This window comes from Luteimonas sp. A478 (assembly GCF_054052025.1).
Map to the genome: position 1 here is coordinate 497060 of NZ_JBSVRF010000002.1, position 24995 is coordinate 522054.

At 63.4% G+C, this 24995-nt stretch carries 33 protein-coding genes; 15 read left to right on the plus strand and 18 right to left on the minus strand.

The features are described from left to right. From ACW7G3_RS05880 to ACW7G3_RS05895, 4 genes are all read right to left on the minus strand, one after another. A complete protein-coding gene (locus tag ACW7G3_RS05880) occupies positions 1-1227 on the minus strand; it encodes a Druantia anti-phage system protein DruA (protein WP_456981670.1) in 1227 nt (408 codons plus the stop codon). Positions 1228-1639: 412 nt separating this feature from the next. After that, complete coding sequence (locus ACW7G3_RS05885; RefSeq protein ID WP_456981835.1) at positions 1640-2218, minus strand: NAD(P)-binding oxidoreductase; 579 nt, start codon at positions 2216-2218, stop codon at positions 1640-1642. A 141-nt stretch (positions 2219-2359) separates the two neighbouring features. Continuing rightward, entirely contained in the window at positions 2360-2905 is a 546-nt protein-coding gene (locus ACW7G3_RS05890; protein ID WP_456981672.1) for a cysteine hydrolase family protein, read from the minus strand. Positions 2906-2920: 15 nt separating this feature from the next. Further along, a complete protein-coding gene (locus ACW7G3_RS05895) occupies positions 2921-3817 on the minus strand; it encodes an MBL fold metallo-hydrolase (RefSeq protein WP_456981674.1) in 897 nt (298 codons plus the stop codon). 184 nt (positions 3818-4001) lie between these two features. Between ACW7G3_RS05895 and ACW7G3_RS05900 the strand changes: the two genes are divergently transcribed. The 3 genes from ACW7G3_RS05900 (at position 4002) to ACW7G3_RS05910 (ending at position 5749) form a co-directional block, all read left to right on the plus strand. Further along, positions 4002-5036: a GlxA family transcriptional regulator gene (locus ACW7G3_RS05900; RefSeq protein WP_456981676.1), complete on the plus strand. Its 1035-nt coding sequence runs from the start codon at positions 4002-4004 to the stop codon at positions 5034-5036. A 111-nt stretch (positions 5037-5147) separates the two neighbouring features. Next, complete coding sequence (locus tag ACW7G3_RS05905) at positions 5148-5417, plus strand: type II toxin-antitoxin system Phd/YefM family antitoxin (protein WP_456981678.1); 270 nt, start codon at positions 5148-5150, stop codon at positions 5415-5417. Further along, on the plus strand, positions 5414-5749 hold the full coding sequence (locus tag ACW7G3_RS05910) for a type II toxin-antitoxin system RelE/ParE family toxin (RefSeq protein WP_456981679.1): 336 nt from the start codon (positions 5414-5416) through the stop codon (positions 5747-5749). Before ACW7G3_RS05905 ends, ACW7G3_RS05910 begins: the two co-directional genes overlap by 4 nt. Before the next feature lie 161 nt (positions 5750-5910). Here the strand turns inward: ACW7G3_RS05910 and ACW7G3_RS05915 are convergent, their stop codons facing one another. Next, on the minus strand, positions 5911-6405 hold the full coding sequence (locus ACW7G3_RS05915; RefSeq protein ID WP_456981681.1) for a TlpA family protein disulfide reductase: 495 nt from the start codon (positions 6403-6405) through the stop codon (positions 5911-5913). Between the two features lie 166 nt (positions 6406-6571). Between ACW7G3_RS05915 and ACW7G3_RS05920 the strand changes: the two genes are divergently transcribed. The 5 genes from ACW7G3_RS05920 (at position 6572) to ACW7G3_RS05940 (ending at position 10565) form a co-directional block, all read left to right on the plus strand. Further along, positions 6572-7030, plus strand: coding sequence for a helix-turn-helix domain-containing protein (locus ACW7G3_RS05920; RefSeq protein WP_456981682.1), 459 nt, complete (start codon positions 6572-6574; stop codon positions 7028-7030). A 190-nt stretch (positions 7031-7220) separates the two neighbouring features. Next, positions 7221-7865 (plus strand): TetR/AcrR family transcriptional regulator, encoded by a 645-nt coding sequence (locus ACW7G3_RS05925; protein ID WP_456981684.1) that lies wholly within the window; start codon positions 7221-7223, stop codon positions 7863-7865. Next, positions 7858-8955 carry a Gfo/Idh/MocA family protein gene (locus ACW7G3_RS05930; protein ID WP_456981685.1) on the plus strand — a complete coding sequence of 366 codons (1098 nt, stop codon included), beginning with the start codon at positions 7858-7860 and terminating at the stop codon, positions 8953-8955. The genes ACW7G3_RS05925 and ACW7G3_RS05930 overlap by 8 nt, the downstream gene beginning before the upstream one ends. A 178-nt stretch (positions 8956-9133) precedes the next feature. Beyond that, positions 9134-9847, plus strand: coding sequence for a nitroreductase family protein (locus tag ACW7G3_RS05935; RefSeq protein WP_456981687.1), 714 nt, complete (start codon positions 9134-9136; stop codon positions 9845-9847). A 13-nt stretch (positions 9848-9860) separates the two neighbouring features. Continuing rightward, on the plus strand, positions 9861-10565 hold the full coding sequence (locus ACW7G3_RS05940; RefSeq protein ID WP_456981688.1) for an alpha/beta fold hydrolase: 705 nt from the start codon (positions 9861-9863) through the stop codon (positions 10563-10565). A gap of 139 nt (positions 10566-10704) precedes the next feature. Here the strand turns inward: ACW7G3_RS05940 and gstA are convergent, their stop codons facing one another. From gstA to namA, 3 genes are all read right to left on the minus strand, one after another. Next, complete coding sequence (gene gstA / locus ACW7G3_RS05945; RefSeq protein ID WP_456981689.1) at positions 10705-11322, minus strand: glutathione transferase GstA; 618 nt, start codon at positions 11320-11322, stop codon at positions 10705-10707. Between the two features lie 70 nt (positions 11323-11392). Further along, the gene (locus tag ACW7G3_RS05950; RefSeq protein WP_456981836.1) at positions 11393-12391 is read right to left on the minus strand and encodes an LLM class flavin-dependent oxidoreductase; all 999 of its coding nucleotides are present in this window, start codon (positions 12389-12391) and stop codon (positions 11393-11395) included. 145 nt (positions 12392-12536) lie between these two features. Beyond that, entirely contained in the window at positions 12537-13604 is a 1068-nt protein-coding gene (namA, locus tag ACW7G3_RS05955; RefSeq protein WP_456981691.1) for an NADPH dehydrogenase NamA, read from the minus strand. A 109-nt stretch (positions 13605-13713) separates the two neighbouring features. Between namA and ACW7G3_RS05960 the strand changes: the two genes are divergently transcribed. The 4 genes from ACW7G3_RS05960 to ACW7G3_RS05975 all read left to right on the plus strand — a co-directional run bounded on the left by ACW7G3_RS05960 (position 13714) and on the right by ACW7G3_RS05975 (position 16739). Continuing rightward, the gene (locus tag ACW7G3_RS05960) at positions 13714-14127 is read left to right on the plus strand and encodes a winged helix-turn-helix transcriptional regulator (RefSeq protein ID WP_456981693.1); all 414 of its coding nucleotides are present in this window, start codon (positions 13714-13716) and stop codon (positions 14125-14127) included. 138 nt (positions 14128-14265) lie between these two features. Beyond that, positions 14266-15282 (plus strand): zinc-dependent alcohol dehydrogenase family protein, encoded by a 1017-nt coding sequence (locus ACW7G3_RS05965; protein WP_456981694.1) that lies wholly within the window; start codon positions 14266-14268, stop codon positions 15280-15282. A 30-nt stretch (positions 15283-15312) separates the two neighbouring features. Further along, positions 15313-15768: a MarR family winged helix-turn-helix transcriptional regulator gene (locus tag ACW7G3_RS05970; protein ID WP_456981696.1), complete on the plus strand. Its 456-nt coding sequence runs from the start codon at positions 15313-15315 to the stop codon at positions 15766-15768. A 35-nt stretch (positions 15769-15803) separates the two neighbouring features. Continuing rightward, on the plus strand, positions 15804-16739 hold the full coding sequence (locus ACW7G3_RS05975; RefSeq protein ID WP_456981697.1) for a TIGR03571 family LLM class oxidoreductase: 936 nt from the start codon (positions 15804-15806) through the stop codon (positions 16737-16739). A gap of 219 nt (positions 16740-16958) precedes the next feature. Here ACW7G3_RS05975 and ACW7G3_RS05980 read toward each other — a convergent pair whose 3' ends face one another. From ACW7G3_RS05980 to ACW7G3_RS06000, 5 genes are read right to left on the minus strand one after another with little or no spacing between them, the layout of a single operon-like run. After that, entirely contained in the window at positions 16959-17126 is a 168-nt protein-coding gene (locus ACW7G3_RS05980) for a hypothetical protein (protein ID WP_456981699.1), read from the minus strand. Between the two features lie 36 nt (positions 17127-17162). Beyond that, a complete protein-coding gene (locus tag ACW7G3_RS05985) occupies positions 17163-17609 on the minus strand; it encodes a CBS domain-containing protein (RefSeq protein WP_456981701.1) in 447 nt (148 codons plus the stop codon). Between the two features lie 27 nt (positions 17610-17636). Beyond that, positions 17637-18020, minus strand: a complete 384-nt coding sequence (gene sdhD / locus ACW7G3_RS05990; RefSeq protein WP_456975467.1) for a succinate dehydrogenase, hydrophobic membrane anchor protein — start codon at positions 18018-18020, stop codon at positions 17637-17639. A 3-nt stretch (positions 18021-18023) separates the two neighbouring features. Continuing rightward, the gene (gene sdhC, locus ACW7G3_RS05995) at positions 18024-18401 is read right to left on the minus strand and encodes a succinate dehydrogenase, cytochrome b556 subunit (RefSeq protein WP_456981702.1); all 378 of its coding nucleotides are present in this window, start codon (positions 18399-18401) and stop codon (positions 18024-18026) included. 47 nt (positions 18402-18448) lie between these two features. Continuing rightward, positions 18449-19288, minus strand: coding sequence for a succinate dehydrogenase iron-sulfur subunit (locus ACW7G3_RS06000; RefSeq protein ID WP_456975603.1), 840 nt, complete (start codon positions 19286-19288; stop codon positions 18449-18451). Between the two features lie 162 nt (positions 19289-19450). On the opposite strand from ACW7G3_RS06000, the gene ACW7G3_RS06005 reads away from it, so the two are divergent. Both ACW7G3_RS06005 and ACW7G3_RS06010 read left to right on the plus strand, forming a co-directional pair. Then, complete coding sequence (locus tag ACW7G3_RS06005; protein ID WP_456975463.1) at positions 19451-19651, plus strand: hypothetical protein; 201 nt, start codon at positions 19451-19453, stop codon at positions 19649-19651. Next, on the plus strand, positions 19602-19892 hold the full coding sequence (locus tag ACW7G3_RS06010; protein WP_456981704.1) for a hypothetical protein: 291 nt from the start codon (positions 19602-19604) through the stop codon (positions 19890-19892). The genes ACW7G3_RS06005 and ACW7G3_RS06010 overlap by 50 nt, the downstream gene beginning before the upstream one ends. A gap of 18 nt (positions 19893-19910) precedes the next feature. Here the strand turns inward: ACW7G3_RS06010 and ACW7G3_RS06015 are convergent, their stop codons facing one another. From ACW7G3_RS06015 to ACW7G3_RS06035, 5 genes are read right to left on the minus strand one after another with little or no spacing between them, the layout of a single operon-like run. Continuing rightward, entirely contained in the window at positions 19911-21038 is a 1128-nt protein-coding gene (locus ACW7G3_RS06015; RefSeq protein WP_456981706.1) for a zinc-binding dehydrogenase, read from the minus strand. A 10-nt stretch (positions 21039-21048) separates the two neighbouring features. Further along, on the minus strand, positions 21049-21516 hold the full coding sequence (locus ACW7G3_RS06020) for a PaaI family thioesterase (protein ID WP_456981708.1): 468 nt from the start codon (positions 21514-21516) through the stop codon (positions 21049-21051). Further along, positions 21513-22214, minus strand: coding sequence for an SDR family NAD(P)-dependent oxidoreductase (locus ACW7G3_RS06025; RefSeq protein WP_456981710.1), 702 nt, complete (start codon positions 22212-22214; stop codon positions 21513-21515). The genes ACW7G3_RS06020 and ACW7G3_RS06025 overlap by 4 nt, the downstream gene beginning before the upstream one ends. Further along, positions 22211-22804, minus strand: coding sequence for a DsbA family protein (locus ACW7G3_RS06030; protein ID WP_456981711.1), 594 nt, complete (start codon positions 22802-22804; stop codon positions 22211-22213). The genes ACW7G3_RS06025 and ACW7G3_RS06030 overlap by 4 nt, the downstream gene beginning before the upstream one ends. Then, the gene (locus tag ACW7G3_RS06035; RefSeq protein ID WP_456975451.1) at positions 22801-23304 is read right to left on the minus strand and encodes a winged helix-turn-helix transcriptional regulator; all 504 of its coding nucleotides are present in this window, start codon (positions 23302-23304) and stop codon (positions 22801-22803) included. The genes ACW7G3_RS06030 and ACW7G3_RS06035 overlap by 4 nt, the downstream gene beginning before the upstream one ends. A gap of 208 nt (positions 23305-23512) precedes the next feature. On the opposite strand from ACW7G3_RS06035, the gene ACW7G3_RS06040 reads away from it, so the two are divergent. Further along, entirely contained in the window at positions 23513-24976 is a 1464-nt protein-coding gene (locus tag ACW7G3_RS06040) for a SulP family inorganic anion transporter (RefSeq protein ID WP_456981837.1), read from the plus strand. Positions 24977-24995: the final 19 nt, after the last annotated feature.

The following is a 24995-nucleotide window of genomic DNA, read 5'->3' on the forward strand; positions in this document are numbered from 1 at the left end:
CTAGCGCCGGACCCGCCTCTTCTGCGGCTCGATGAGCGAAACGCGAACGCCCGACGATCTCGTTACCAAGTCGATCAGATCAGTCTCACTCCAGTGGCGGTACTCGGGGTAGCGATCCGCACGTGGGATCAACCAGCGGCGACATGCCATGGCCGCCACTTCATCAACTGATTTCAGCTCGCCGATGTCGAGCTCGGTAGCCTCGCCCCGCAAGAATGCGGTCGTATTACTAGCCATTTCGCAGATGAAGACTTCGCGCTTGACGCCATGCATCATCAGGTTGGAGCGCATGCCGATGAGCTCGAGCGCCGTGCGGGTCACGCGCATCTTCCAGTTCGGTCCCTTGCCGAAAGCGTGTTCATCCGCGTAGGGGTGTTTCGTCGCCCGAAGGTAATCGCGCAGATCTTGGAACAGTTTATCGGGAATGTGGAAATGGCCGTAGCCGCTGGAATACCCGATTGGCTTGAGGTAAAAGGCCCCGTCGAGCTTCACGCGGTTGTAGACCGACGAGCGACCCATCGACGAAGTCGTGGTGATCGCCGCCAAGCGGGCATGGTTGACCTTTCCGGAGATGACTCCTTCTCGGGCACCATAGGTGGCCATGAAGTCGTCGTAGATCTCCTTTGTGCGCAACAGCGCAGCCACGACCTTGCCACCCAGCAACTGGTTATAGGGGGGCACTGCACCGAGCACATAGGCATCCATGATGTGCACTAGTTGCGAGCGCCGCTGTTCTCCCGTCCAGCCGATGTAGCCGTCTCGGGATCGCAGGTTGAAGACCGGATCGCCGATGGCGAGGATCCCCATCAGACGCTGGTTGTCGTCGTCCCAGATCAGATATCGAATGCGGCGGCCGAAGCCAGGCGAGACCGGTACCGACCAGGTCAAGGAAGCCAGCTTGAAAAGATCCGCCTGCCAGGTGCCGCTGCGCACACGCTCCAAGCGCGGCTTAACCCTCTCCGGATGTACCTCATTCCCTGTGGCGAAGTGCTCTGAAAGGCGAGAGAACTTGGCCTTCAGGAAATCAGCCTGCTTGGAAGATCGCTCCGACCTCTGCAACTGGTGAGCGGCCCGGATTGCTTCCTTGCTGTCCACTGGGAGGTATAGCACGCCATTGTCATCGTGCTTGAAGCCGACGCGCTTGAGATGCCGCCTGACCTTGCGTTTGAGAAGCGCCTCTCTGGGTAGCAGGGTGATGACTTTCCCTTTTGCCTTCTTCTTCGTCACGACCTCCCCCGATCGCCTAGCATTCAGCCACTTCGTACTACCCCTTCTACATCGTCATACCCTAGCCACATCGCCTCACGATGGCCAGTCCGCGTACGACGACGGCTCGCGCTTGAGTATCGCTTATTACGACGGCAAGCCGGCAGCAACAATGCAACACGGCACCGCCCAGTAAGCGTAAGCAACTGACTTCTAATACTTATTATCTTCGACTGACGGTCCAGTCCATCATCGGCGCGACGGACAGGCGCACTGACGCCCCATAGCGCTCGTGACTGCGCGTTCCATGCGCCGCCGGGTTCATTGCGGATGATTCGGGAGAGGTCATTTCCGGGAGTTCGAGGCGTTCAGCGGCGGCCCGCCAGCGAGCCAAGTCGTGGGCGTCGGGCAGGTCGGCACGGGGCCCGCCAGCTTACATCTCTCGATCTCGCGATGATCCGCTATCTCCAGTCCGAAGCTGTCTATCGTCGGCCAAGCGTGCCACCGACTCTGCAACTGGTGTCTCGCCTCCGGTCAGCTCGGTGATGATGCGGTTCACCGCCGGGCGTTCGATGATCTCCCGCAGCGTCGCGGCCACGTCGTCGCGCGGCACGTCGCCGTAGGGAATGGCCAGACCAGTGCGCACCTTGCCGGTGCCGGCCGCGTCCAGCAGCGTGCCGGGGCGCAGGATCACCCAGTCCAGGTTGGACTCGGCCAGGTGCACGTCGGCGAATTTCTTCACCGCCATGTAGTGCTCGAACGTCTCCGACACCTGCTTGCCGCGGGAGGCCTCGGGGAAGGCCGAGACCAGCAGGAAGCGCTGGATGCCTGCCTGCCGCGCCGCCGCGACCGCCAGCTCCAGCCCGTGGCCGTCGATGGCGTCGATCATCTCCGCTCCGCCCTTGCCGCCGGCGCCGGCCGAGAACACGATCACGTCGCTGCCGGCCATGCGCTGCGCCAGCCCGTCGGCGTCGAGTTCCAGCAGGTTGCCCTGGACCGGAGCGGCGCCCAGGGCCTCGAGTTAGTCGGCCTGCTCCGGCTTGCGGTACAGCGAACGCGGTTCGTGGCCGCGCGCCGCGAGCTGTTGCGCGAGGCGGCGGGCAACCTTGCCCGAGCCGCCGATGATGAAGACCTTGCGCATGATGGATTCCTCTCAAGCCAGATAGGCGTCCGTGGTCGTGATCGCGGCATAGCCGAACGCCAACGAGGCCATCGCGGCGGCATGCACGTGGGCCGCGGGTACCACCGTTCCGCTGAATTCGAGATCCATCGTGGCGCAGGCATCGTGCACCACGGTGACGGGGTAGCCGAAGTCGGCGGCGGCGCGGGAGGTCGCTTCCACGCACATGTGGCTCATCGCACCGATCACCACCAGCTCTTCGACACCCTGTTCGTCCAGAATCGGCTTCAGGCCGGTGTCGCGGAACGAGTTGGGGTAATTCTTGACGACGACAGGCTCACCTTCGACGGGCGCCACAGCGGGGATGATCTGCACGCCATCGGTTCCCGGCACGAAGGCCGGCGCATCGGGCGCAGCGAATTCATGTCGGACATGGATGACCAGTTCGCCCTTGGCGCGAGCCGCGGCGATGAGGCGGGCGGCGTTGCCCAAGGCGGATTCCATGCCGACCAGAGGCAGCTTGCCGGTGGAAAGGTATTCGTTCTGAAGATCTACGACGATGATTGCGCGCTTGCTCATGGGATTTCCTCTTTCTTAGAAGGTATAGGACTCACCGTCCGCCGGAACCAGCACGCGCTCGGGATCCATGCCCGTTGCCTTGATGTGGTCGTGCAGGTCCTGGCGCGTCTGCATGGCGTGATTGACGGCTTCCATATGGCTGCCGATCACCTTGGCCTGCGGTGCTGCCTGGTAGGCCCGGTAGAGATCGTCCTTGCCCATGATGATGGAGCCGTCCAGGCCCTGGATTCGCGCATAGCCGGTGTTGAGGACGATCACATCCGGCTGGTACTGCTGGATCGAATCTTCGACCTGGGCGTTCCAGATGGTGTCTCCGGCCAGGTACACCGTCTCGTGGCCCGGACGTTGGAACACGACGCCCATCACTTGCCCGAGAGCTTCTCCGGCAACCGCCATGGTCTGGTCATCGCCATGCTGTCCACCGGTGATGCTCAGCTGCGTCCCGTTGAAGACGGTGTCGCGGGTCAACACGCGCACATCGGTGAAGCCATCCTGGCGGATGCTTTCGGCATCGGCCTCGTTCTGGACAAACAGTGGAAGATTCCTGGGCAGACTGCGCCTGGCCTCGTCATCCCAGTGATCGGCGTGGGTATGGGTGACGATGATGGCATCGGCGTCCATCACCTCGGACATCGGCATCGGCAGCCCGACCAGCGGGTAGCGCACCTCGCTGTTGTAGGTGCCCTCGAAGCCGGGGTAGGCGTCCTTCGCCGCGAGCATCGGGTCGATCAGGAACGTGGTGCCGGCGTAGTCCAGCTTGATCGTCGCGTTGCGGATCTGCTGGAAGCTGACCGCGCCGGCGTCTTCGGTGCTCGCGTCTGGGGTGGCTGTCGGGCTGGTGGTGCCGCAGGCGGCAAGCGCGAGGGGCAGGGTCGCGACGGCAGCGCCGCGCAGCAGGGTTCGATGGATCATGGGAGTCTCCTGGATTGAGTCGGCACTGTGCCGGAAGGGGTATGTGACAGCCGTGACGTCAGGCCCGGCCGGAGTGCGTGTGGAATGACGCCATTGTCCGGAGACTGCGCGCCCGGCACCATTGGCCCAAATGACAGTTACCGATACAATCGGGCCATTCTTTTCGCACCCTCCGGAGGCCTCCATGCAGCCCGTTCGCGTTGCCGTGCTGGCGTTCGATGGCATCAACCTGTTCCACCTGTCCGTTCCTGACCAGGTGTTCGGCGTCCAGCCCGCGCCACCGGGCCTGCCGCCCTATGAGGTGCGCTATTGCGCGCCCACGCCCGGTCCGGTGCGCACGATGCAGGGGCTGCAGATCGACGTGCCGGACGGGCTGGACGCGATGCGGCGGGCCGATATCGTCATCGTGCCGGCGTGGGATCACCCGGAGACGCCCGCGCCCGCCGAACTCACGCACGCGTTGCAGGCGGCGCATGCGCGCGGCGCACAGGTGGTCGGGTTGTGCCTGGGCGCGTTCGTGCTGGGCGACGCAGGCCTGCTCGACGGCCGCCGCGCCACCACCCACTGGGCCGCGCGCGACGTGTTCGCCCGCCGCTTTCCCACCGCCGACTTTCGCCCGGACGTGCTGTACATCGACGACGACGGCATCGTCACGTCCGCCGGAACCGTCGCCGCGATCGACTGCTGCCTCAACCTCGTACGCGTGCGTCACGGCGCCGAAGTGGCCAACCGCATCGCACGGCTGCTGGTGACGCCGCCGCACCGTCAGGGCGGGCAGGCGCAATACATCGAGCAACCGGTGCCCGAGCTGCCCAGCGAGAACCGCTTGCCGGGCGTGCTGGACTGGGCGCGCGAGCGTCTGGCCGAACCACTGTCGGTGGACGCGCTGGCCGACGCCGCCCACATGAGCCGCCGCACCTTCACCCGCCGCTTCCGCGAGGCGACCGGCACCACGGTCGTGAAATGGCTGGCGTCGGAGCGGCTGGCGCGCGCGCAGCAGCTGCTTGAAACCACTGATCTGCCGATCGAGCAGATCGCCACCGAGGCCGGCTTCGGCACGGCGCTGTCGCTGCGCCAGCACTTCGCTGCGCAATTGGGGACACCGCCTTCCGCCTATCGCCGAAACTTCTGCGGCGACGGCGGCCGGTCCCTGGAGTCCCCGGTTGCCGGTCGGTCCCCCACAGATACCCGTAGCACGCATCATCGGGATGACGGTTGATCGCCACGCATGACTCGCTGTCAGGCCATCGCCTGGAATCCGACACCCGCATTGCGCGAAGGGAATAATTCTGGCCAAATTGTTCCCTCGACACATCGCACGAAGGCCGCCATGAAATACGCCACCCAGATCAAGCCGATCAGCTACCTGAAGAACCACGCGGCCGAAATCGTCACCACGCTGGAGCAGACCCGCGAACCGTTGTTGATCACCCAGAACGGCGAAGCCCGGCTGGTGGTGATGGATGTGGACTCCTGGGAACAGCAGGAACAGACCATGGCGCTGCTCAAACTGCTGGCGCTGGGCAACCGCCAGATCGAGGATGGGCACTACAAGCCCGCCGACGCGGTGCTGGCCAGCCTCGACAACGACGACGCATGACCGTGCAAGTGGCCATCCTGCATGGCGCGGAAGCGGACCTGCACGAATTGCGCCGTTACCTGCTCCGCCGCTTTGGCGCATCCCGCTGGCGCGACAGCAAGCAGGAAATCACACGCGCGCTTGCGCGCATCGCTTCGCAGCCGCAGGCAGGCAAACTGCCGGACGAACTGCTGGCCCTGAATCTGGTCCAGTACCGGCAGGTGCTGTCGGGCATGAACCGCATCATCTATGAACTGCGCGGCGACGTGGCCTATGTGCACGTGATCTGCGACGTGCGCCGCGACCTGCGCGCGGTGCTGCTGCGGCGCATTCTGGAGACGACAGCCGGTTGATGCCACGAATCGCGGGGCTGTGACAACCAGCCAATTCGCGAAGCACTCCTGGGCACGGGCGCGTGGCTGCATGCCTACACCCGGCCCGCGCATTGCCCCCGCGAAGCCGCCTCAGCCGATAAGTGAACCTGACCCCGTTCCTGCGGGTCCGCTCTACAGGTTTACGCTGGTTCGGCCAGCAGCGTCGCGATTTCCGCGCCCAGGCGTAGGTCATCGAGTAACCCAAACAGTTGCCGGCGCAGGTTGCCACGACGATCGATCAGGCACAGCGTGGGCGTACCTTGCATGGCGTAAGCCTGCATGGTGAGCGGTTGTGGATATCGTTCGGGATCGCCATCGCGGTAGGCGTCCACGGCGACCGGGTAAGTGATCCGGTTCTCGTGCAGGTACACGGCAAGCGCTTCCGGCCCCATCGCATGGTGGTGCTCGAACACCGTGTGCAAGCCGATGATCGCAAGGTCGGTGTTGGTGAATGCCGCCGCGACCTTCAGACTCTGCGGCACCGCATGTTGTACGCAGCCGGGACACAACATCTGGAACGCATGCAGGAACACCACGCGCCCGCGCAGCGACGCCAGGGTCAAACTGTCGTCGGCATTCAACCATCGCGAGATTGACCAACCAGGAGCTGACTGCAGGGCCATCGCGTCATCCATGCCTGGGAAGAGAGGTGGAAGCAAGCGTAGGGCTGTGCATGGTTAGGCGCAATGTTGGCGGCGGACAGACATGCGGCGGGTATTCAACAGCGAAGCTGGTCATCCACTTCGTGGGTTCCGCCCTACGCGGGCATGTATCAGCGGACGTCGCGGCGGCGGCGCCGAGGTGGCCAACCGCATCGCGCGGCTGCTGGTGACGCCGCCGCACCGTCAGGGCGGGCAGGCCCAATACATCGAGCAGCCGGTGCCCGAGCTGCCCAGCGAGAGCCGCCTGCCGGGCGTGCTGGACTGGGCGCGCGAGCGCCTGGCCGAACCGCTGTCGGTGGACGCATTGGCCGACGCCGCCCACATGAGCCGCCGCACCTTCACCCGCCGCTTCCGCGAGGCGACCGGCACCACGGTCGTGAAATGGCTGGCGTCGGAGCGGCTGGCGCGCGCTCAGCAGCTGCTTGAAACCACCGACCTCACGATCGAGCAGATCGCCACCGAGGCCGGCTTCGGCACGGCGCTGTCGCTGCGCCAACATTTCGCTGCGCAGCTGGGGACACCGCCTTCCGTCTATCGACGGAACTTCTGCGGCGAGGGCGGCCGGCGCTTGGAGTCCCGGGTTGCCGGGCGCACATAGTCCACTGCATCAGTTCGCTAGCGGCCAGGAGCGGTCATGGCCATGAACGCCGTGTCATTCCATGACAACAGACAGATTACTGCGCGGAAGTTGAACCGGAGATGCTCTCCTCTTATGATGTGGAGACTGCCTCCACATACTGGTCCGATACGTGGAGGCGGCTCTACCTGAGCATTGAAGAGGTTTTGCATTGAGCAAGAATTCATCCGGAAACGCGGTCGCGCTCCGTGCAGACGCACGGCGAAACCGGGAAGCCATTCTGAGGATTGCGGGGCAGCGCTTTGCCGCTCATGGCGTCAACACTTCCCTCGACGAGATTGCCAGGGAGGCGGGGGTCGGACCCGGCACCCTCTATCGTCACTTCCCCACGCGCGACCACCTGCTGTGCGGAGTGCTGCAGACGCGGAAGGAGATCCTCCTGGCCCGCCGTGACGAAGTCTCGACAATGCCTTGCGCAGGGGATGCGCTGCGTACCTGGATGATGGGGCTCGTGGATTATTTCAGTGTCTTCAACGGTTTACCCCAGCCATTCATTGACGCCGTTGAAGCCCAGGAGTCGCCATTGGCGAACACCTGTGGGGAACTTATCTCGATAACTGGTGAATTTCTCTCCCGCGCCCAAGCCGAAGGCGTAGCCAGGCAGTCGGTTTCCGCGCCCGCGCTGTTCCTGAGCGCACTGGGCTCGGCCTTCGTCCAGAACAATGCCGGCGAATATGGCGCGACCCCGGAGCGGATCGAGGACATCCTCGCCTTCGGTTATCTCAGTAGCGGCACGGCCCGGGATGCGGCCGTGCCGCTCAACTCAATCAGCAAGACTGGAGCACCTCATGACTGACAAGCCAATCCGCGTCGGATTCATCGGCCTTAATCCAGGCATCCATTGGGCCGCCACGGCCCATATTCCGGCGCTGAAGGCACTACCAGACCAGTTCGTGGTGGCCGGCGTTGCGAACACCAGCCTTGCCAGCGCCAAGAATGCCGCCGAAGCATTCGGCTTGCCGCACGCGTTTGAGAATGCGCAAGGGCCGGTCGATTCGCCCGAAATCGACCTTGTCGTCGTCACCGTCAAGGTGCCGCACCACCGGGAGCTGGTGACCGCGGCGTTGAACGCGGGCAAGCACGTTTACTGCGAATGGCCGCTCGGCAACGGTCTCGCCGAGGCGCGGGAATTGGCCGATCTCGCCGACGCGAAGGGCGTTGTCGCGGCAATCGGTACACAGATGCGCGTTGCTCCGGAGGTCGAGTACCTCCGCCAACTCATCGCTGACGGCTATGTTGGCGAGGTGCTCTCGACGACGCTTGTCGGCAGCGGCGGCGCATGGGGTGGCGGCGAGACAGATGCGGCCCATGCCTATCTCTACGACATCAGCAATGGCGCAACCCTGCTCAGCGTTCCTCTGGGACACACGCTTGAGGGTATGCGCGAAGTGCTGGGTGATTTCGGCGGCCTTTCGGCACGCATGATCAACCGCCGCACTACCATGTATGTCGCCGATACCGGGGAGACGATACCCTCGACCTCTCATGACCAGATCCTGGTACATGGGGCGCTTGAGAGCGGTGCGGCACTCTCGATTCATTATCGTGGAGGCCTGTCTCGGGGCACCAACCTTCTGTGGGAGATCAACGGCACAGAAGGCGACATCCAGGTAACAGGCGCCAACGGGCACGGCCAGATCGTTCAATTGTCGATCCATGGCGCCAACGGAGACTCGAGTGAACTTGAGCCGCTGACGCCGCCCGCATCATTCTACGAAGGCTGGCCGGACAATTCGGTCGCCCGCAATGTGGCTCGCCTCTATGCCTTGGTAGCGAAGGATATCCGGTCCGGCACACGCTCGGCACCCAGCTTTCGCGACGCCGTGGCGCTGCATGAGACGGTCGACCGGATCGAGCGTTCCGCAGCGAGGAATGAGCAGCAATGACCGCGCTCACCTCTCGCTTCTTTCCGAAGCAGCTGGAGGAACCCCTGATCATGGCTAATTTCGTTCAGCGCGGATAGCGGCTATTGATTATTCCCGGCTTGAGAATGCCAACGCCTGACGAGTTTTCTCAGGATGAACACGGCCAGTTTTTCACTTACAAACATAGATGAGGCAACAGATGACGACCTTGATGAGGTTCCCGAACGACGCTGGTTCGGACGAAACTTCAACGTTTCAGCACGCGGTACGGACCCGGCGCTCCTATCGTGGTTTCCTGCCAAAGCCCGTTCCTGAAGATATTCTGCGCGAAGTGCTGACCGACGCCCAATGTGCACCGTCCAACTGCAACACCCAGCCTTGGGAAGTGCACATTGTTTCAGGAACAAAACTGGCTGATCTCTCTCGAGTGATCCATGCAAAGAACGATGCAGGCGAATTCACGCCCGATTTCTCGTTCGACATGGATGAGTATTATGGAGCCTATCGGGAGCGTCAAAAGGCTCAGGGCAAAGCATATTATGAGGCCTTGGCGGTCGCGAGAGCAGATCAGGAAGGCCGGAAGCAAGCTGCCGCATTGAACTATTCCTTCTTCAATGCCCCGCACATCGCCCTTCTATTCATGCCATCGTTCGGGGACGATGTCCGTGTGGGTGGCGACATCGGGATGTACGGCCAGACATTCCTTCTGTCCCTCGCGGCAAGGGGTCTTGGGGGCATACCCCAGACGGCCCTTGGGTTCTTTGCCGGCACGATCCGGGAAGCGCTGGGCATCACCGACCAGCACAAAATGCTGTTTGGTATCTCCTTTGGTTACCCTGACGATGAAGCCCCGGGAAATCGCATGTGGATGGATCGCGTGCCGATCACCGATAGCGTGACCTTCCACTCCTAGGGAACCCCTGATCATGGCTAATTTCGTTCTCGTGCACGGTGGATGGCAGGGCGGCTGGAGTTATCGAAGAGTCGCCAGATTGCTGCGACAGGCCGGGCACGAGGTTTACACGCCTACGCTTACTGGCCTGGGGGAGCGATCGCACCTTGCTGGAATGCCGATCAATCTCGACACGCACATCACCGATATCGTCAACACCATCCTTTGGGAAGACCTGTCGGATGTCGTACTTGTCGGTCATTCCTATGGCGGCATGGTGATCACGGGGGTAGCAGATCAAATCTCTGAGCGTATCTCCGCGTTGGTTTATCTCGACGCGCTCGTGCCTGAAGACGGGGATACGCTGTTCACCCTTCGGCCCGAATTCATGGAGCCTTTCGTTACCAGGGCGGCGACAAACGAAGGGCTAATGGTCCCACCCTTCCCCGCGTCGGCCTACGATACGTCGCTGCCGGAGGATTGGGCGTGGATCGATGAAAAAACTACGCCTCACCCCTTTGCGTGCTTCGTGCAGGCGATTAAGTTGAGTGGGCGTTTTGAGGCTGTTGCTAAGCGTGTCTACATATATGCCGTAGGCGGGATATGTGACGGTATGTACGACCGCTTTCAGACAGACGCAGGAGCGCGGGTCGTTTCCGTAGAATCGAGTTGTCACTCGATCATGATCGACAACCCGGGACGGGTTGCAGAAATTCTCATCGAAACCATACAGACCTGACTACCGGCAACCGGCGTACTACGTACTCCGCAGCTCGCCGACGACAAGTTACTGCTAGACATGCTGCTGGTGGCGATCGGTGCGCATTGCCAGGGGCGGGCGAAGGCCTTACAGCCAGGTGCCCGCCCGTGGCAGGCTTTTAAGCAGCCAGTCGTAGCCCTTCAGCCTCGAGAGCGGCTTGCACGGCCTTGCGCGCCAGCACGCGCTTGCTGAACGCGGCGAGGTTTGGCCAGCATTCGAGGTCGATCTGAATCCTGGGCGACCAGCTCAGCATTGTGAACAGGTAGGCGTCCGCCACTGTAAAGTCCGGGCCGGTCAGATAAGGTCGTCCATCGGTGAAGATCTGTTCCATTACCTCGAGCTTGCGTTCGAGATTTTCTGTGACCGTTTTTCGCGCTTCGGGCGCCATCGCAGGGTTGAAGAGCGGAACGCAGCCTTTGTGCAGTTCGGTTGCGATGAAGTTCAGGTGACCATTGACGCGGGCGCGCTCGACCGTGCCGGAAAGTGGCGCCAACGTGCCGGGGGCATACTTGTCGACCAAGTACTGAACAATAGCCGCACCCTCGGTCAGCACCTCGCCATCGTCCAGTTGAAGCGCCGGCACGTAACCCTTGGGATTAATGCTCCTGAAGTCCGCGCCGGACGCGGTCATCTTCGTACCGGGATCGACGGCCTCAAGCGAAAATGGCAGCGCGAGTTCACGTAGAACAATATGGGGAGACAGCGAGCAGGAGCCTGCCGTGTAAAAGAGCTTCATGAAATATCTCCAGAGTTGATAGGTGACAGGAACCGCCGCCGCACCGCCAGGGACGGTGGCCACTTTAGCCTTACGCTGACGTCGGGTGCGCTCCCATGATCTCCGCGGTCATCTGGAACGAGCGCAGCCTCAGTTCGAAGTCGAATATGTCCGAGACCACCATCAGTTCGTCGGCGCCGGTGCGCGCGACCAGAGCCTGCATGCCTGCGCGCACCGTGTCGGGGCTGCCGATGATGCTATGCGCCAGCATGTGCGAGGCCTGGACCTTTTCCTGCGGGGTCCAGTAGGCCTCGATGTCGTCGATGGGCGGCTGGGTCAGGCCGCGCGTGCCGCGGAAGATGTCGGTGAACGCCATCTGCTGGCTGGTGGCGAGGCGCCGGGCCTCGGCATCGGTGGGCGCGGCCACGATGTTGACGCCCACCAGCGCATAGGGCCGGTCGAGCTGCGCTGAGGGCTTGAACCGCTCACGGTAGATGGCCAGCGCCTGGTCCAGCGCCTGCGGCGCGAAGTGCGAGGCGAAGCCGAAGGGCAGGCCGAGCTCGGCCGCGAGCTGGGCGCCGAACAGGCTGGAACCCAGGATCCACAATGGAACTTCGGTGCCCGAGCCGGGCACCGCTTCGATCCGCTGGCCCGGCTGCACCGGCGCCAGCCAGGCCTGGAGTTCCTGCACGTCCTGCGGGAAGTTGTCGGAGTTGCCCGGCGGGCGGCGCAGCGCGCGCAGGGTCATCTGGTCGGTGCCCGGCGCGCGGCCGAGGCCCAGGTCGATGCGGCCGGGGAACAGCGTGGCCAGCGTGCCGAACTGCTCGGCGATGATGTAGGGCGAGTGGTTGGGCAGCATCACGCCGCCAGCGCCGACCCGGATCTTCCGGGTTCCGGCGGCCACGTGGGCGATCACCAGCGAGGTCGCCGCGGTGGTGATCGCCGGCATGTTGTGATGCTCGGCGATCCAGAAACGCTGGTAGCCCCAGTCCTCGGCCTGGCGGGCGAGCTCACGCGCCTCGTCGAGCGCGGTGCGGCGGTCGTCTCCCTCGCGTACGCGGCCGAGCTCGAGGATCGACAGGCGCGGCATGATATGGCCAGTCATCGGGCTACCGCCGGGGCGGCTGCGCCTGGCGCGGATGAGTGGGGGTAATGAAGGCGCATGAAGGACATCGGCTAACTCCAGGAAAGGGGGCTGAGGCGCGGGCCAAGACTACTACCTGCTGTGCCGCCACCTACGCAGCTTTCTGTTGCTCCGCAGGCGCAGGCGGGGTATCCAGCCAGACGGCGCCGTACCGGGTGTATTGCACCGGCGTGTGAATACGCTGGCCCAGCTGGTCGGCGGCAGTACGAACCCAGAACGGATCGCGCAGCAGCTGGCGCCCCACGAACACCAGATCCGCGCGACCATTGCGGAGGATCTCTTCCCCCTGCCGTCCGCTGGTAATCAAGCCGACGGCCCCTGTGGCAATGCCGGTCTCGCGACGGAGCAGCTCAGCCGCGGGCACCTGGTAGTTGGGATAGCTCTGGACCTTGACCGGCGCGATCCCCCCCGAGCTGCAGTCGATGAGATCAACCCCCTGGTCCTTCATCAACCTGGCGTATTGCACAAAAGATTCGGGCGTGTTGCCACCTTCGGTGTAATCAGTGCTGGAGATGCGGACGAAAAGTGGGCCGCTCCAGTACTGCTTCACTTTGTCGATGACCTCCCCGAGGAGCCGGTAGCGGCGTTCGGCGTCGCCGCCGTACTCGTCGGTCCGCGTGTTGGACAGCGGGGACAGGAACTCGTTGAGCAAATAGCCGTGCGCAGCATGGATCTCCAGCACATCGAAACCCGCCGCCCCGGCGCGCTGTGCCGCCTGCCCGAACGCATCCACCACCTGCCCGATTTCATCCTTTGAAAGCGCCTTGGGCACCGGGCGATCTTCGCTGAAAGGGATTGCGGAAGGTGCGATCAGATTGACGCCCGACAGGAGAACGTTGCGCCCGCCATGGCCGATCTGCGCTCCGACCTTGGCTCCGAAGCCATGCAACAGGTCGACGAGGCTTTTCAGGCCGTCCACATGGGCGTCACTCCAGATGCCCAGGTCTCCGTCGGCGGTCCGCCCGTCACGAGTGATCGCCAGGGTTTCCGGGAAGATCAATCCCACCTGCCCTTGGGCACGTGCGCCGTAATGGACCCGGTGCCAGTCGGTCACAAAACCATCCTCCGCGGCGACGTGCATGCACATGGGCGACATGACCACACGATTGCGCAGCTCAAGGCCCGCGATCTCGAAGGGGGACAGCAATAAAGAACTCATATCAACTCCGTAGGGATGCTTGAAGGTGTCGGCGTTGAGACATGCTAGAGTCACTTCATATGTGGCATCTACTGCACAAAACTGTAGGTAGTACAAAAAAGCGTAGTGTATGAATACAAAACCGGAAAGAAGACTGAGGGACTATCAGGAAGCGCCTGGCTGTGCGATCGAAGCGGCACTGCACATCATGGGCGGCAAGTGGAAGGGGGTGATCCTCTACCACCTGCTGAAGGACGGCACCCATCGGTTCAACGAGCTGCAGCGAGCCCTGAAGGGCATCACCGCACGACTGCTCGTAAAACAGTTGCGAGAGCTGGAAGCAGACGGGCTGGTGATCCGAACCGTTTTTCCGGTGGTACCTCCACGAGTGGAGTACGCGGTCAGCGCCGAGGGACGCAGTCTCGAGCCTTTCCTCGTGGGGCTCAGCGGATGGGGGGAGAAGTGGCTTGACGCGCGGGGCGTTGAGCTGTCCGAGCCGGTCTCCAAGGCTGGCGGACGGCAAGCGGCAAAGTCGCCGCGATAGCGGGCCTCGATTGCAGGGCGGATCCGCGCTCCCTGAAACAGACCTTTACATTGCGCGCAATGTATTTATGTACAATCGATCGTAAGCGCCTCGCTTACAAGTGGAGAGCGCACTACCTGAAGATTTTTTGGAGGCACCATGAAGGCTTATCGGATTTCGCACGGCGGAAAGATCGACGGACTGCAGTTGCAAGACATTGTCGAACGTCCTGTCGGACCCTACGAGGTACGGGTGAAAGTAAGAGCCGTGTCGTTGAATTATCGCGACCTGATGGTTGCCAACGGCGCATACCCGGTAAAGGTAGACATTCCGATCATCCCCTGTTCCGACGGTGCGGGAGACGTGATCGCGGTCGGCTCGATGGTCACCCGGGTCCAGCCTGGCGATCGGGTGGCGGCATCCTTCTTCCCCGGCTGGCACGAGGGCAGGCCCGATCCAGCCAAGGTCCGGAACGCCCTGGGTGGTGACATCGACGGCATGCTTGCCGAGGAAGTCACATTGCACGAGGACACTCTCGTGAAGATCCCGGACCAGCTGGGCTATGTCGAAGCGTCCACGCTCCCATGCGCGGGTGTCACCGCGTGGAATGCCATCTTCGAGTCCTCCGACGTGCGGCCGGGCGATACCGTTCTCCTGCTTGGTACTGGCGGCGTTTCGATCCTGGGCCTGCAGATGGCCAAGGCCGCAGGCCTGCAGGCGATCATCACCTCGTCCAGCGACGAAAAGCTGGTGCAAGCCCGTGCCCTGGGTGCGGATGAGACGATCAATTACCGTACGACCCCCGAGTGGCAGGACGAGGTGCTGCGTCTGACCGGCGGCAAGGGCGTTGACGTGGTGCTGGAAGTAGGCGGGCAGGGAACCGTCAACCGCTCTGTCGCGTCCACGGCCGTGGGCGGGACCATTGCCGTCATTGGCGGTGTCAGCGGCTTCGGTGGAGAGGTCAATCCGACCACCCTGTCGATCACTGCCAAGCGCATGGTTGGCATCTACGTTGGCAGCCGGGGCATGCTTGAGCAGGCCGCCGGACTCGTTGCTGGAGCCGGCATAAAGCCCGTGGTCGACCGCGTGTTCCCGTTTTCCGAGGCGAAGGAGGCTTACCGCTATCTTGAGTCGGGAGCGCATTTCGGCAAGGTCGTGATCGACTTGACGCACTAGGCGATGCCAACTTCCGCACCGGGACTCGAGATGCCGGAGAAAAAAGCGCCCCCTGCCCATGACGACTTGCTGTCGCTCGACCGGCAGGTGTGTTTCAGCCTCTATGCTGCATCGAACCTCGTCACCCGCCAGTACCGGCCACTGCTGGCCGAACTCGGACTCACATTCCCGCAGTACCTGGTGATGCTGGTGCTGTGGGAATCCGAGCCACAGACTGTCAACGCCATCGGTGAACGCCTCCACCTGGACAGCGGCACCCTGACGCCGCTTCTCAAACGGCTGGAAACCAACGGGTTTGTGCTGCGGCGACGTGATGCAGCCGATGAGCGACGGGTGTTGATCTCCCTTACGGACGCCGGGCGCGCGCTCCGCGCCCCCGCGCGACGGATTCCTGAAGTTTTCCGGCGGGATGTGTCCTTCTCGGCGGCCGAAACCGAGTCCCTTGCCACCAGCCTGGATCAGCTCATCTCGGCACTCGGGCGCTAAGCTGTCATCGGTAAAGGGGTCGGAGTAGGGCACTCATGTCTCAACACCCGGAACGCCACGAAAGCCTGTTTCGCGAAAATCAGATGTCGATCGGCATTGTGCTTCCGATCCGCGCAACCGGGATCGAGGATGTAGACGTTCGCCAGCAGCTGGGATTGGCCGCGCTTGCCGACCAGCTCGGCTTCGCCGCTGTCTGGGTGCGCGACGTTCCGTTGAATGGGCCGTGGTATCCCGAGGCGTTCGGTCATCCGGAACCCTTCGCGATGCTGGGGGCCATCGCCGCGGCGACCTCGCGCATCGCGATCGGCACCGCAGCGACCGTGCTGACGCTCCGGCATCCGCTCCATATCGCCAAGGCCGCGATCTCGCTTGACCGCCTGGCGCCGGGCCGCTTCGTACTGGGTCTCGGATCCGGTGATCGGCCCGAGGAGTTTGCCGCGTTCGGGGCGGATTCCAACGATCGCAGGGAACTCTATCGCGCACACTGGGCCGAACTTGCTGCGGCGCTGGAGCAGCCGTCACGCGTCCTGCGCGCGACGTCCAATCCGGACATCGCCTTCGAGCTCCGGCCTTCTGCGCAAAGCATCATCCCCATGCTCGCTGTCGGTTCCGGAGGTCAGAGCCTCAACTGGATCGCGCGTAATGCCTGCGGATGGGCGACCTATCATCGCCCGCCCCAGGTGCAGCGCGACCGACATGCGCTTTGGCGGACGGCTGTCGACCGCTCCGCTGACGGCCAGTTCCGCAGTTTCAGCGTGGCGCTGGCCATTGAACTCGTCGAAGACCGCGCCGCTCCGGCCGAAGAGATCGAACTCGGCTATCGCACCGGCTCGCTCGCCCTGGCCGACGTGCTGAAAGCCATGCGGGATGCCGGCACCCACCACGCGCTTCTAAATATTGTGCCGAACGGCATGCAGGCGCATGAAAACCTGGAGATCATCGCCCGCGACGTGCTGCCTGCTCTTGGCTAAGGGGACGGCGCGGCAATGCATCCAGCACGAGTGCGAAGGCCGGTTAGTTAACGCCCTTAATCGATCGGCCTGTTTCAAGTATGTTGCCGACATGAGATTCACGGTGAAGCTTTCGGCCGTCGCTTTGTCTTGAGAGGTCCGTCGTCACCGCCAATACCGGCCGCTGCATCCACGAGCAAGGCAGTGACCAAGCCTTCCAGCGCAATCACGAATGTGCAGTTACGATAATTCCGCATTCGTCAGAGGAGGCACTTCGGATGGTTTCTCATCCGAAGCGGCATTTTCTCCATGCTCGCTACGGATCGCGCCACCCTCGTTTTCCCAGCTTGCAAGTGCTTTCGCGCGAAGCTGCAACGGGGTCAGGGATTGCAGGTCTTCGTCAGACATAAAAAGCTCCGAAACAGCAAGGCTCGTACACTGGGTTCAGTGGTAACCGACGGTCATCACATAGTCTCGAAGCAGCGATTCCTCGTACTCGACTTCCTGCATGAGCGCTTGCAGCGCATCGCGGGCATTGAGCACTCCCACTGGCCGGGAATCCTCGTCTGTCACCGGAACGTTCTTCAAGCCACGCGTTCTCATCTTCGACCACACCTCGTCCATCCGATCTCCTGGCCGACAAGCAAGAACATCGCGCACCATTACAGATGAAACCGCGGTGGTGCAGCCGCATCCTTGGCATCGGCTGATCTGGTCGACGACGTTGGTCTTGGTCACGACGCCCGCCAGCACACCATTCACGTCGCAAATCACCACAAGGTCGGTCCCGGTATTGCGCAAGAGTTTGGCGGCCTCAATGAGTTGCGCGTCGTCGGCAAGCATGACGAGCCGCTCGCGCGCTACAGGCAGCGATGCTTCAACGAATATCATGGTACTCCTCCGGGTTCACGCTCGCGTTCATTTGAAGACTATATGCAGGGTGGCCATGGCACCGGCAATGGCCAATGCGAGACAGGTCAGACGCATCGCTACCAGCACCGTGAACCTGGCACGTGAGTGCATGTAATCCTCAATGACCACCTGCAGACCGAGCGCCGTGTGATGGAACAACGCCAGCAGCAACAGGATCATCGCAACGGCATTCAATGGTGCCCTCAACCACACCAGGAAGGTGGCGTGGTCACTGTGGGTATGCGCGATGAGCGACGCGACGAACCAGAGCGTGAGCGGGATGAGCGCGATGGCTGAAACGCGCTGGGCCCACCAGTGCTCGACGCCCGCCTTCGCCGATCCGAGCCCGGCCGCACGGGCCACGGGGGATCGCATGTCGTGACTGCCCATGTCCTAACTCCCTCTCAAGAGTATGGCGAGCACCCAGGCCAACACGGTCAACACCACACTCGCCACCACCACGGCCCAGCCGGACAGATAAATGGAACGCAACTCGAATCCCTGCACGGCATCGAAGAACAGATGGCGGATGCCTCCGCAAAGATGCAAGAAGAACGCCAGGGTGGCTGCCACCAACAGGGCTTGGCCGACCCAGGAGCCGATAACGCTTTGTACGAGGCTATAGGGGCTCGGTCCTGATGCGGCAGCGAGCAACCAGAGCACCAATACGATGGCACACACGCTCAGCATGACGCCGGTGATGCGATTGACGATCGACAGGACCGAAGTCAGCTGCGGGCGATAGATCTGGATATTGGGAGATCGGGGCATCGGCCGTTTCCGCACATGATTTGACGTTTTTTCCATGAGGTCCGCCGTCAGCCCCTGCGCTCGATCATCTGCCGCTTGATCTCCGCGATGGCCTTGCCTGGGTTCAGGCCCTTCGGACACGTCCGGGTGCAGTTGAGGATGGTGTGGCATCGGTAAAGGCGGAAGGGGTCTTCGAGTGCGTCGAGCCGTTCATCCGCTGCGTCGTCACGACTGTCGGCAAGCCAACGCCAAGCTTGGAGCAGTACCGCAGGGCCCAGGAAACGGTCGCCATTCCACCAATGACTGGGGCAGCCCGACGTGCAGCAGAAACACAGAATGCACTCGTAAAAGCCATCGAGCTTGTGACGTTCCTCCACCGATTGAAGTCGTTCGCGCTCGGGTTCTGGCGTTCTGGACTTGAGCCATGGCTCGATCGCGGTGTATTGCGCGAATACATGCGTGAGATCCGGAACAAGATCTTTGACGACCGGCATGTTCGCCAGCGGATAGATGGTTGCTGGCGAAGCCAGGTCAGTGATGAATCGCATGCAGGCGAGCCAGTTCGTGCCATCCATGGTCATGGCGCAGGAGCCGCAGATGCCTTCGCGGCATGAGCGCCGGAACGTAAGGGTTGGATCGACCTTGTTCTTGATCCAGAAAAGTGCGTCCAACGTCATTGGGCCGCAGTCGTCGAGATCGACTTCAAACGTATCCAGGCGCGGATTGGCGGTGGAATCTGGATCGTAGCGGTAGATCTGGAACCGTTTGGTTCGCGTCGCGCCGACAGGCACCGGCCACGTCTTGCCGTTCTTGATACGCGATTCCGGGGCTATCCCCATATTGCGCGGTACTGGAAAACGCTTGAGCAGGGTTGCGCGCGGAACCTGATCCGATCCCTCGATGATCATCAGTCGATCCGGGTCACGGGTGGGGGACGCCAGCTGGGTGGCGCGCGGCAAGTCATTGATCGGTTTGCGGGACATGATTTGTGGTTCGTGCCCAGAGTCACCGAGAAAGGTCATGCAAAAGTAGTCCCGCGAGCGGGAGATATCCGTGAAGGTTCTTCAAATGTGCGCGATCTGCGTCGGCTCCAGCGGGGGAGGGCGGCATGCCGTCTGGTAAAAACCGGCTCGCTTGCCCTGGCCGACGTGCTGGAAGCCATGCGGGATGCCGGCACCCACCACGCGTTTCTCAACCTCGTGCCGAACGGCATGCAGGCGCATGAAAACCTGGAGATCATCGCCCGCGACGTGCTGCCTGCTTTTGGCTGACCTTGGCCCGCTGCTTCTGCGCCTGCAGGATCCGGGGCAGGCTTCCCTCGATGAAGCCGAGGCGCGCGGGACGCTCGACGCGGACTACCGGGGCCCGGTCATTGCCGGCGACCTCGATGCGATCACGAGTCCAGCCCACGTCCTCATCATTGACGGCATCCTCGATGTGGGCAGGCGACTGGCCATCGCGGAGGCCGAAAGGGCGCTGCAGCACTTCGGCAAGATCGTGCCCGATATCTGAGCATTGAAACAGCCCTGCCTACAGGGATGGATTGATCAGATACTTCTCGCCGGTCGACTTGCGCTCATATGCAGCCAGGATCCCTGGCTGGAGCGCATCAGCGAGGCTGATGGTCTTCGTGTAGTGGCTGGCGAAGGTCGTGCCGAGTTCATCCACGACGCGTTGACGCATCCGCGCCGCGACCTCCTGGCCCGCCTTCTGCAAATAGGGGAAGAGCAGCCAGCCGCCGACGCTCCAGGCAAAGCCGAAGGTCCGATCGATCACGGTCGGCCCCGTGTCCAGACCGCCGTAGATATAGACCTGCTTGGGCGCGTCCGAGCCGTAGCGGCTGTAGGAGGTGACGCCGCGGCTGGCGACCGTTTCCATCGCCTGCAGGATCTGCCCGGCCAGCTTGCCGCCACCGATGGCGTCGAAACCGATGGTTGCACCGGTTTCGGCGATCGCTTCGGTAAGTTCGGCCTGGAAGTCCGGCGACGTGCTGTCGACGATGTGGCGTGCGCCGATGGCGCGGAGAATCGCCGCCTGCTCGCTGCTGCGCACGATATTGACGAGCCCGATGCCGTCCGCAAGGCAGATCCTGTTGAGCATCTGGCCCAGGTTCGAAGCGGCGGCGGTCTGCACGATGGCACTGTGCCCCTCGGCCTTCATCGTCTCGGTGAAGCCAAGCGACGTCAACGGATTGACGAACATGGAAGCGCCGTCCGCGACGTCCACGTCATCGGGCAACAGGATGCAGTCCTGAGCCCGCAGTTTGCGCAGCTGCGTGTACATCCCGCCGCCCAGCATCCCGACCTTTTTGCCGAGGAAATGCTGCACCTCGCTGCCCGCCTTGACGACGGTGCCCGCACCTTCGTTGCCGACCGGCAGCGACTGGTCCAGCCGGCTGCGAATGGCCGCCAGGCGCTGCTGCGGAATGTCGGCGACCAGCACCGGTCGTTCCGGCGCGCCTTCGGCCCTGACGGTCGATACATCGGCAGGGCCGAGCAGGAGCCCAAGGTCGGATGGGTTGATGGGTGTGGCCTCGACCCGCACCACCAGCTCATCCGGGCCGGGCTCATCCAGTACGGCCGTCTCCAGGCTCAGGCGAAGCTGTCCATCGGACGTCGCCAGCGATCGCAGTTCCAATCCACTCATCGTCTTGTCCATCTCTGCTCCCTCATTGGGGTTGTTCAATGTCGAATACCAGCAGCGTCGACGTGGCCGTCGCGCACAGCCGGCCGTCGCCGTCATGCAGCGTCGCCTCGGCGAACGCGACGCGTCGTCCCATCGAGACAACGCGGCCGACTGCGCGCACCGTTCCGCTGTTGTCGCTCAGCGCACGCAGGTACGACACCTTCAGTTCGAGCGTGGTGTGTCCGCGCCCGGCGTCGAGCTGGCTGTGCACGGCAATGCCGCAGGCGCTGTCGAGCAATGTCGCCGCGTAACCGCCGTGCACCGAGCCGAGCGGGTTGTAGACGGTCCGGTCGGGCGTGCCTTCGAACACAGCATGGCCGCGATCGACTTCGACCAGCGTGAAGCCGAGCGTTTCGCCCATCGGCGGCTGTTTGGAGCCGGCCACCATCAGGGCGCGAAGCTGCTCGAGGCCGTTGAGCGCGCCGTCTCCCCACGTATCCACGGCGCTCACCACGGCTCGTGAAAGGGACGGACTTCGGCGAGGAACGACCAGGCGTCGCGCGGCTGATGCGCCAGGTGAAAGACCTCGCCCGCGATCGAGGCGGGCGAGATGAAGAAGTCATCCGCCGCATCGGGCAACCGCTCGCGCTGCCACGGCACGTCGATCACCGCGTCGATGATCAGGTAGGCGACGTGCACGCCCTTCGGCCCCAGGTCGCGGGCCAGTGATTCGGCCAGGATCCGCTGTGCCGCCTTGGTCGGCGCGAACCCGGCGAAACCCGCCCTGCCGCGCTGGGCGGAGGTGTTGCCGGTCACGATCAGCGCGCCTTCGCCGGCCTCCACCATCGCCGGAGCAGTCAGCCGCGCGAGGTTGAACAGCGCCATCGTATTGATGTCGAAGTTCTTCTGCAGCGTCTCCGCCTCGATCTCCATGAACGTGCCGAAAGCACCGCCCACGGCGTTGTGGACGACCACCTTCGGCATGCCTACGTCGGCGATGGCCTGCTCGAGCGCGGCCACGTCGGTCACGTCGCACGGCACGGCGATGGTGTCGGGGATCTCACTTTCCAGCGCCGCGAGGCGATCCGCATCGCGCGCCAGCATCGCCACGCGGTAGCCGCCCTCGGCGAAGCGCCGCACCAGGGCAGCGCCGGTGCCGGGGCCGACCCCGGTCACGAGGGCGAGTGGTTTGGTGGTCTTGCTGGTCATGCTGATTCCTCCAGGAGCGCGATGTGTTCGCGCACAAAGTCGAGACGGTCGTTGCCGAAGAACATCGCGTCGCCGACGAACATGGTCGGCGAGCCGAACACGTCGCGCTCGATGGCTTCGTTGGTGTTGGCCTCCAGCTGCGCGATCGTTTCGGGTGCGTCGATCCGCTTGGCGATCGCGTCAGTGTTGATCCCGGCTGCGGCGATGACAGCGAGGATGTCGTCCTTCGTGGCGAGTGTCTTGCCCTCGCTCCAGCACGCGCGGTACAGCGCCAGCGTTATTTCCACTGCCTCCGCCGGCGACTCCGCCGCCAGCACCGCGCGCGAACAGGCATCGCCATCGTTCGCGCGCATGTCGGATGGGTTCAGCGCGATACCGTAGCGCTGCGCCCAGCGCGCCAGGTCCGTGGAGGCGTAGCGTCCCTTGGCGGCGCAGGTGAGCGTGGTCGGCACGTTGCCGACCGCCTCCATCACCTTCAGCAGCATCATCGGCCTGAGCACGAGGTCGACGCCCATCTCGCGTAGCTGGGTGAAGGCAAGGTAGCTGTACGGGCTGCGGAAATCGTAGAAGAGTTCGAGCGATCGGGTCATTGGGCTGCTCCTGTGGCGAGGTTGTCGAGAAGGTGGCGGGTGCGGTCGTCGGCCCCGGGGCCGGGGCGAAGCTGGGTGCGGTTCGTGGGCACGGCCGTGCCGGTCTCGGGATCGACCAGCGCCAGGCGCAGCGGTCGCCCGGTCTCGCGATCGATGGTCTCCACGGTCGGCGCGCCAAAGCCGCTCGCATCCCAGCGATCGCCCCATTCGCGCAGTGCGACGCTGACCTTCCACAGGTCGCGGCCCTTGGCGGTCAGCCGGTATTCGACCCGTGGCGGCCGCTCCTGGTACTGCGACGGTTCGACGATGCCGTGCTGCATCAGATGCTTGAGGCGCGCCGCCAGCGTGGCGGTGGGAATGCCCGTGCTTTCGCGCAGTTGGTCATGGCGGGCAAGCCCGAGCGACAGGTCGCGGATCAGCAGCAGCGTCCAGCGATCCCCGATCAGCTCGAGTGCGCCCGCGATGGAGCAGCGCATGCCCTTGAAGGATTTGGGCTTCATTCTGGTGGTCCTTAGTTACTTCAATGATTGAAGTATACAGAAGAGGGCGGGCTGACGTCTGCTAAACTTGCCGCCCTGATCATGCCGTCCCAAGTCCGGATCCCGGTCAGCTCCAGTCTTGATCCGTCACGCCGGCGCGGCGTCGTTGTCACTGCCCGGCCGCAGCGCACGGGCGCAAGGAAACCCCACAGTGAAACCCGCTTCCCGCCTGGGCCAGGAATGGTTCGGCAATGTCCGTGGCGACGTGCTCGCCGGCCTGGTCGTCGCGCTTGCGCTGATTCCCGAGGCAATCGCGTTTTCCATCATTGCCGGCGTGGATCCGAAGGTCGGCCTGTACGCCTCGTTCTGCATCGCGGTGGTGATCGCCTTCACCGGCGGCCGTCCGGGCATGATTTCGGCAGCCACCGGCGCGATGGCGCTGGTGATGGTGGGGCTGGTGAAGGACCACGGCCTGCAGTACCTGCTGGCGGCCACGCTGCTTACCGGGGTGCTGCAGATCATCGCCGGAGCGCTGAAGCTCGGTGCGCTGATGCGTTTCGTCTCGCGCTCGGTGATCACCGGCTTCGTCAATGCGCTGGCGATCCTGATCTTCATGGCCCAGCTGCCGGAGCTGATCGGGGTTCCGTGGACGGTCTACGTGATGACTGCGGCCGGCCTGGCAATCATCTACCTGCTGCCGCGCCTGACCCGGGCCGTGCCCTCGCCGCTGGTGGCGATCGTGCTGCTGACCGCAGTGGCAGTGATGATGGGGCTGGATATCCGTACCGTGGGCGACATGGGCGAGCTGCCCGACAGCCTGCCTGTGTTCCTGCTGCCGGACGTGCCGTGGAACCTGGAAACGCTGAAGATCATCTTCCCGGTCTCGGCCACGCTGGCGGTGGTGGGCCTGCTGGAGTCGCTGCTGACCGCGCAGATCGTCGACGACCTGACCGACACCCCCAGCAACAAGAACCGCGAGTGCGCCGGCCAGGGCGTGGCCAACATCGCGGCCGGCTTCATGGGCGGCATGGCCGGCTGCGCGATGATCGGGCAGTCGGTGATCAACGTGAAGTCGGGCGGGCGCGGGCGCCTGTCCACTTTCGTTGCCGGCGCGGTGCTGCTGGTGATGGTGGTGTTCGCCGGGCCGTGGGTGGAGCGGATCCCGATGGCGGCGCTGGTGGCGGTGATGATCATGGTCTCGATCGGCACCTTCAGCTGGAGCTCGATCCGCAACCTGCGCACCTATCCGGCGACATCGAGCATCGTGATGATCGGCACCGTGCTGGTGACGGTGTTCACCAGCGACCTGGCCAAGGGCGTGCTGACCGGGGTGCTGCTGTCGGCGCTGTTCTTCGCGCGCAAGGTCGGCCGGGTGCTGCATATTGATTCCGAGCCTGGCGCGGACGGGCTGAGCCGGCGCTACACGGTGACCGGGCAGGTGTTCTTCGCTTCATCCGACAGCTTCGTGGCGGGTTTTGATTTCAAGGAAACCCTGGAGAGCGTGGTAATCGACGTGGGCAGTGCGCACTTCTGGGACCTGAGCGCGGTGGGCGCGCTGGACAAGGTGGTGATCAAGTTCCGCCGCGAAGGCGCGCAGGTGGAAATCATCGGCATGGACACGGCCAGCACTACCCTGGTCGACCGGCTGGGCGTGCATGACAAGCCGGATGCCGAGCGGCTGATGGGCGCGTGAGAGCAGGCATGAAGGAGCA

Coding starts and splice junctions, on each gene's coding strand:
- ACW7G3_RS06030 (WP_456981711.1), bottom strand. CDS start 22,804: ATGACCCGATCGCTCGAACTCTTCTACGATTTCCGCAGCCCGTACAGC.
- ACW7G3_RS05960 (WP_456981693.1), top strand. CDS start 13,714: ATGAATACAAAACCGGAAAGAAGACTGAGGGACTATCAGGAAGCGCCT.
- ACW7G3_RS05915 (WP_456981681.1), bottom strand. CDS start 6,405: ATGGATGACGCGATGGCCCTGCAGTCAGCTCCTGGTTGGTCAATCTCG.
- sdhD (WP_456975467.1), bottom strand. CDS start 18,020: ATGGGCAGTCACGACATGCGATCCCCCGTGGCCCGTGCGGCCGGGCTC.
- ACW7G3_RS05970 (WP_456981696.1), top strand. CDS start 15,313: ATGCCGGAGAAAAAAGCGCCCCCTGCCCATGACGACTTGCTGTCGCTC.
- gstA (WP_456981689.1), bottom strand. CDS start 11,322: ATGAAGCTCTTTTACACGGCAGGCTCCTGCTCGCTGTCTCCCCATATT.
- ACW7G3_RS05910 (WP_456981679.1), top strand. CDS start 5,414: ATGACCGTGCAAGTGGCCATCCTGCATGGCGCGGAAGCGGACCTGCAC.
- ACW7G3_RS06010 (WP_456981704.1), top strand. CDS start 19,602: ATGAAAACCTGGAGATCATCGCCCGCGACGTGCTGCCTGCTTTTGGCT.
- ACW7G3_RS06000 (WP_456975603.1), bottom strand. CDS start 19,288: ATGATCATCGAGGGATCGGATCAGGTTCCGCGCGCAACCCTGCTCAAG.
- ACW7G3_RS06015 (WP_456981706.1), bottom strand. CDS start 21,038: ATGGACAAGACGATGAGTGGATTGGAACTGCGATCGCTGGCGACGTCC.
- namA (WP_456981691.1), bottom strand. CDS start 13,604: ATGAGTTCTTTATTGCTGTCCCCCTTCGAGATCGCGGGCCTTGAGCTG.
- ACW7G3_RS06025 (WP_456981710.1), bottom strand. CDS start 22,214: ATGACCAGCAAGACCACCAAACCACTCGCCCTCGTGACCGGGGTCGGC.
- ACW7G3_RS05980 (WP_456981699.1), bottom strand. CDS start 17,126: ATGTCTGACGAAGACCTGCAATCCCTGACCCCGTTGCAGCTTCGCGCG.
- ACW7G3_RS05935 (WP_456981687.1), top strand. CDS start 9,134: ATGACGACCTTGATGAGGTTCCCGAACGACGCTGGTTCGGACGAAACT.
- ACW7G3_RS05895 (WP_456981674.1), bottom strand. CDS start 3,817: ATGATCCATCGAACCCTGCTGCGCGGCGCTGCCGTCGCGACCCTGCCC.
- ACW7G3_RS05975 (WP_456981697.1), top strand. CDS start 15,804: ATGTCTCAACACCCGGAACGCCACGAAAGCCTGTTTCGCGAAAATCAG.
- ACW7G3_RS05890 (WP_456981672.1), bottom strand. CDS start 2,905: ATGAGCAAGCGCGCAATCATCGTCGTAGATCTTCAGAACGAATACCTT.
- ACW7G3_RS05930 (WP_456981685.1), top strand. CDS start 7,858: ATGACTGACAAGCCAATCCGCGTCGGATTCATCGGCCTTAATCCAGGC.
- ACW7G3_RS06035 (WP_456975451.1), bottom strand. CDS start 23,304: ATGAAGCCCAAATCCTTCAAGGGCATGCGCTGCTCCATCGCGGGCGCA.
- ACW7G3_RS05965 (WP_456981694.1), top strand. CDS start 14,266: ATGAAGGCTTATCGGATTTCGCACGGCGGAAAGATCGACGGACTGCAG.
- ACW7G3_RS05900 (WP_456981676.1), top strand. CDS start 4,002: ATGCAGCCCGTTCGCGTTGCCGTGCTGGCGTTCGATGGCATCAACCTG.
- ACW7G3_RS05905 (WP_456981678.1), top strand. CDS start 5,148: ATGAAATACGCCACCCAGATCAAGCCGATCAGCTACCTGAAGAACCAC.
- ACW7G3_RS05950 (WP_456981836.1), bottom strand. CDS start 12,391: ATGCCGCGCCTGTCGATCCTCGAGCTCGGCCGCGTACGCGAGGGAGAC.
- sdhC (WP_456981702.1), bottom strand. CDS start 18,401: ATGCCCCGATCTCCCAATATCCAGATCTATCGCCCGCAGCTGACTTCG.
- ACW7G3_RS05940 (WP_456981688.1), top strand. CDS start 9,861: ATGGCTAATTTCGTTCTCGTGCACGGTGGATGGCAGGGCGGCTGGAGT.
- ACW7G3_RS05985 (WP_456981701.1), bottom strand. CDS start 17,609: ATGATATTCGTTGAAGCATCGCTGCCTGTAGCGCGCGAGCGGCTCGTC.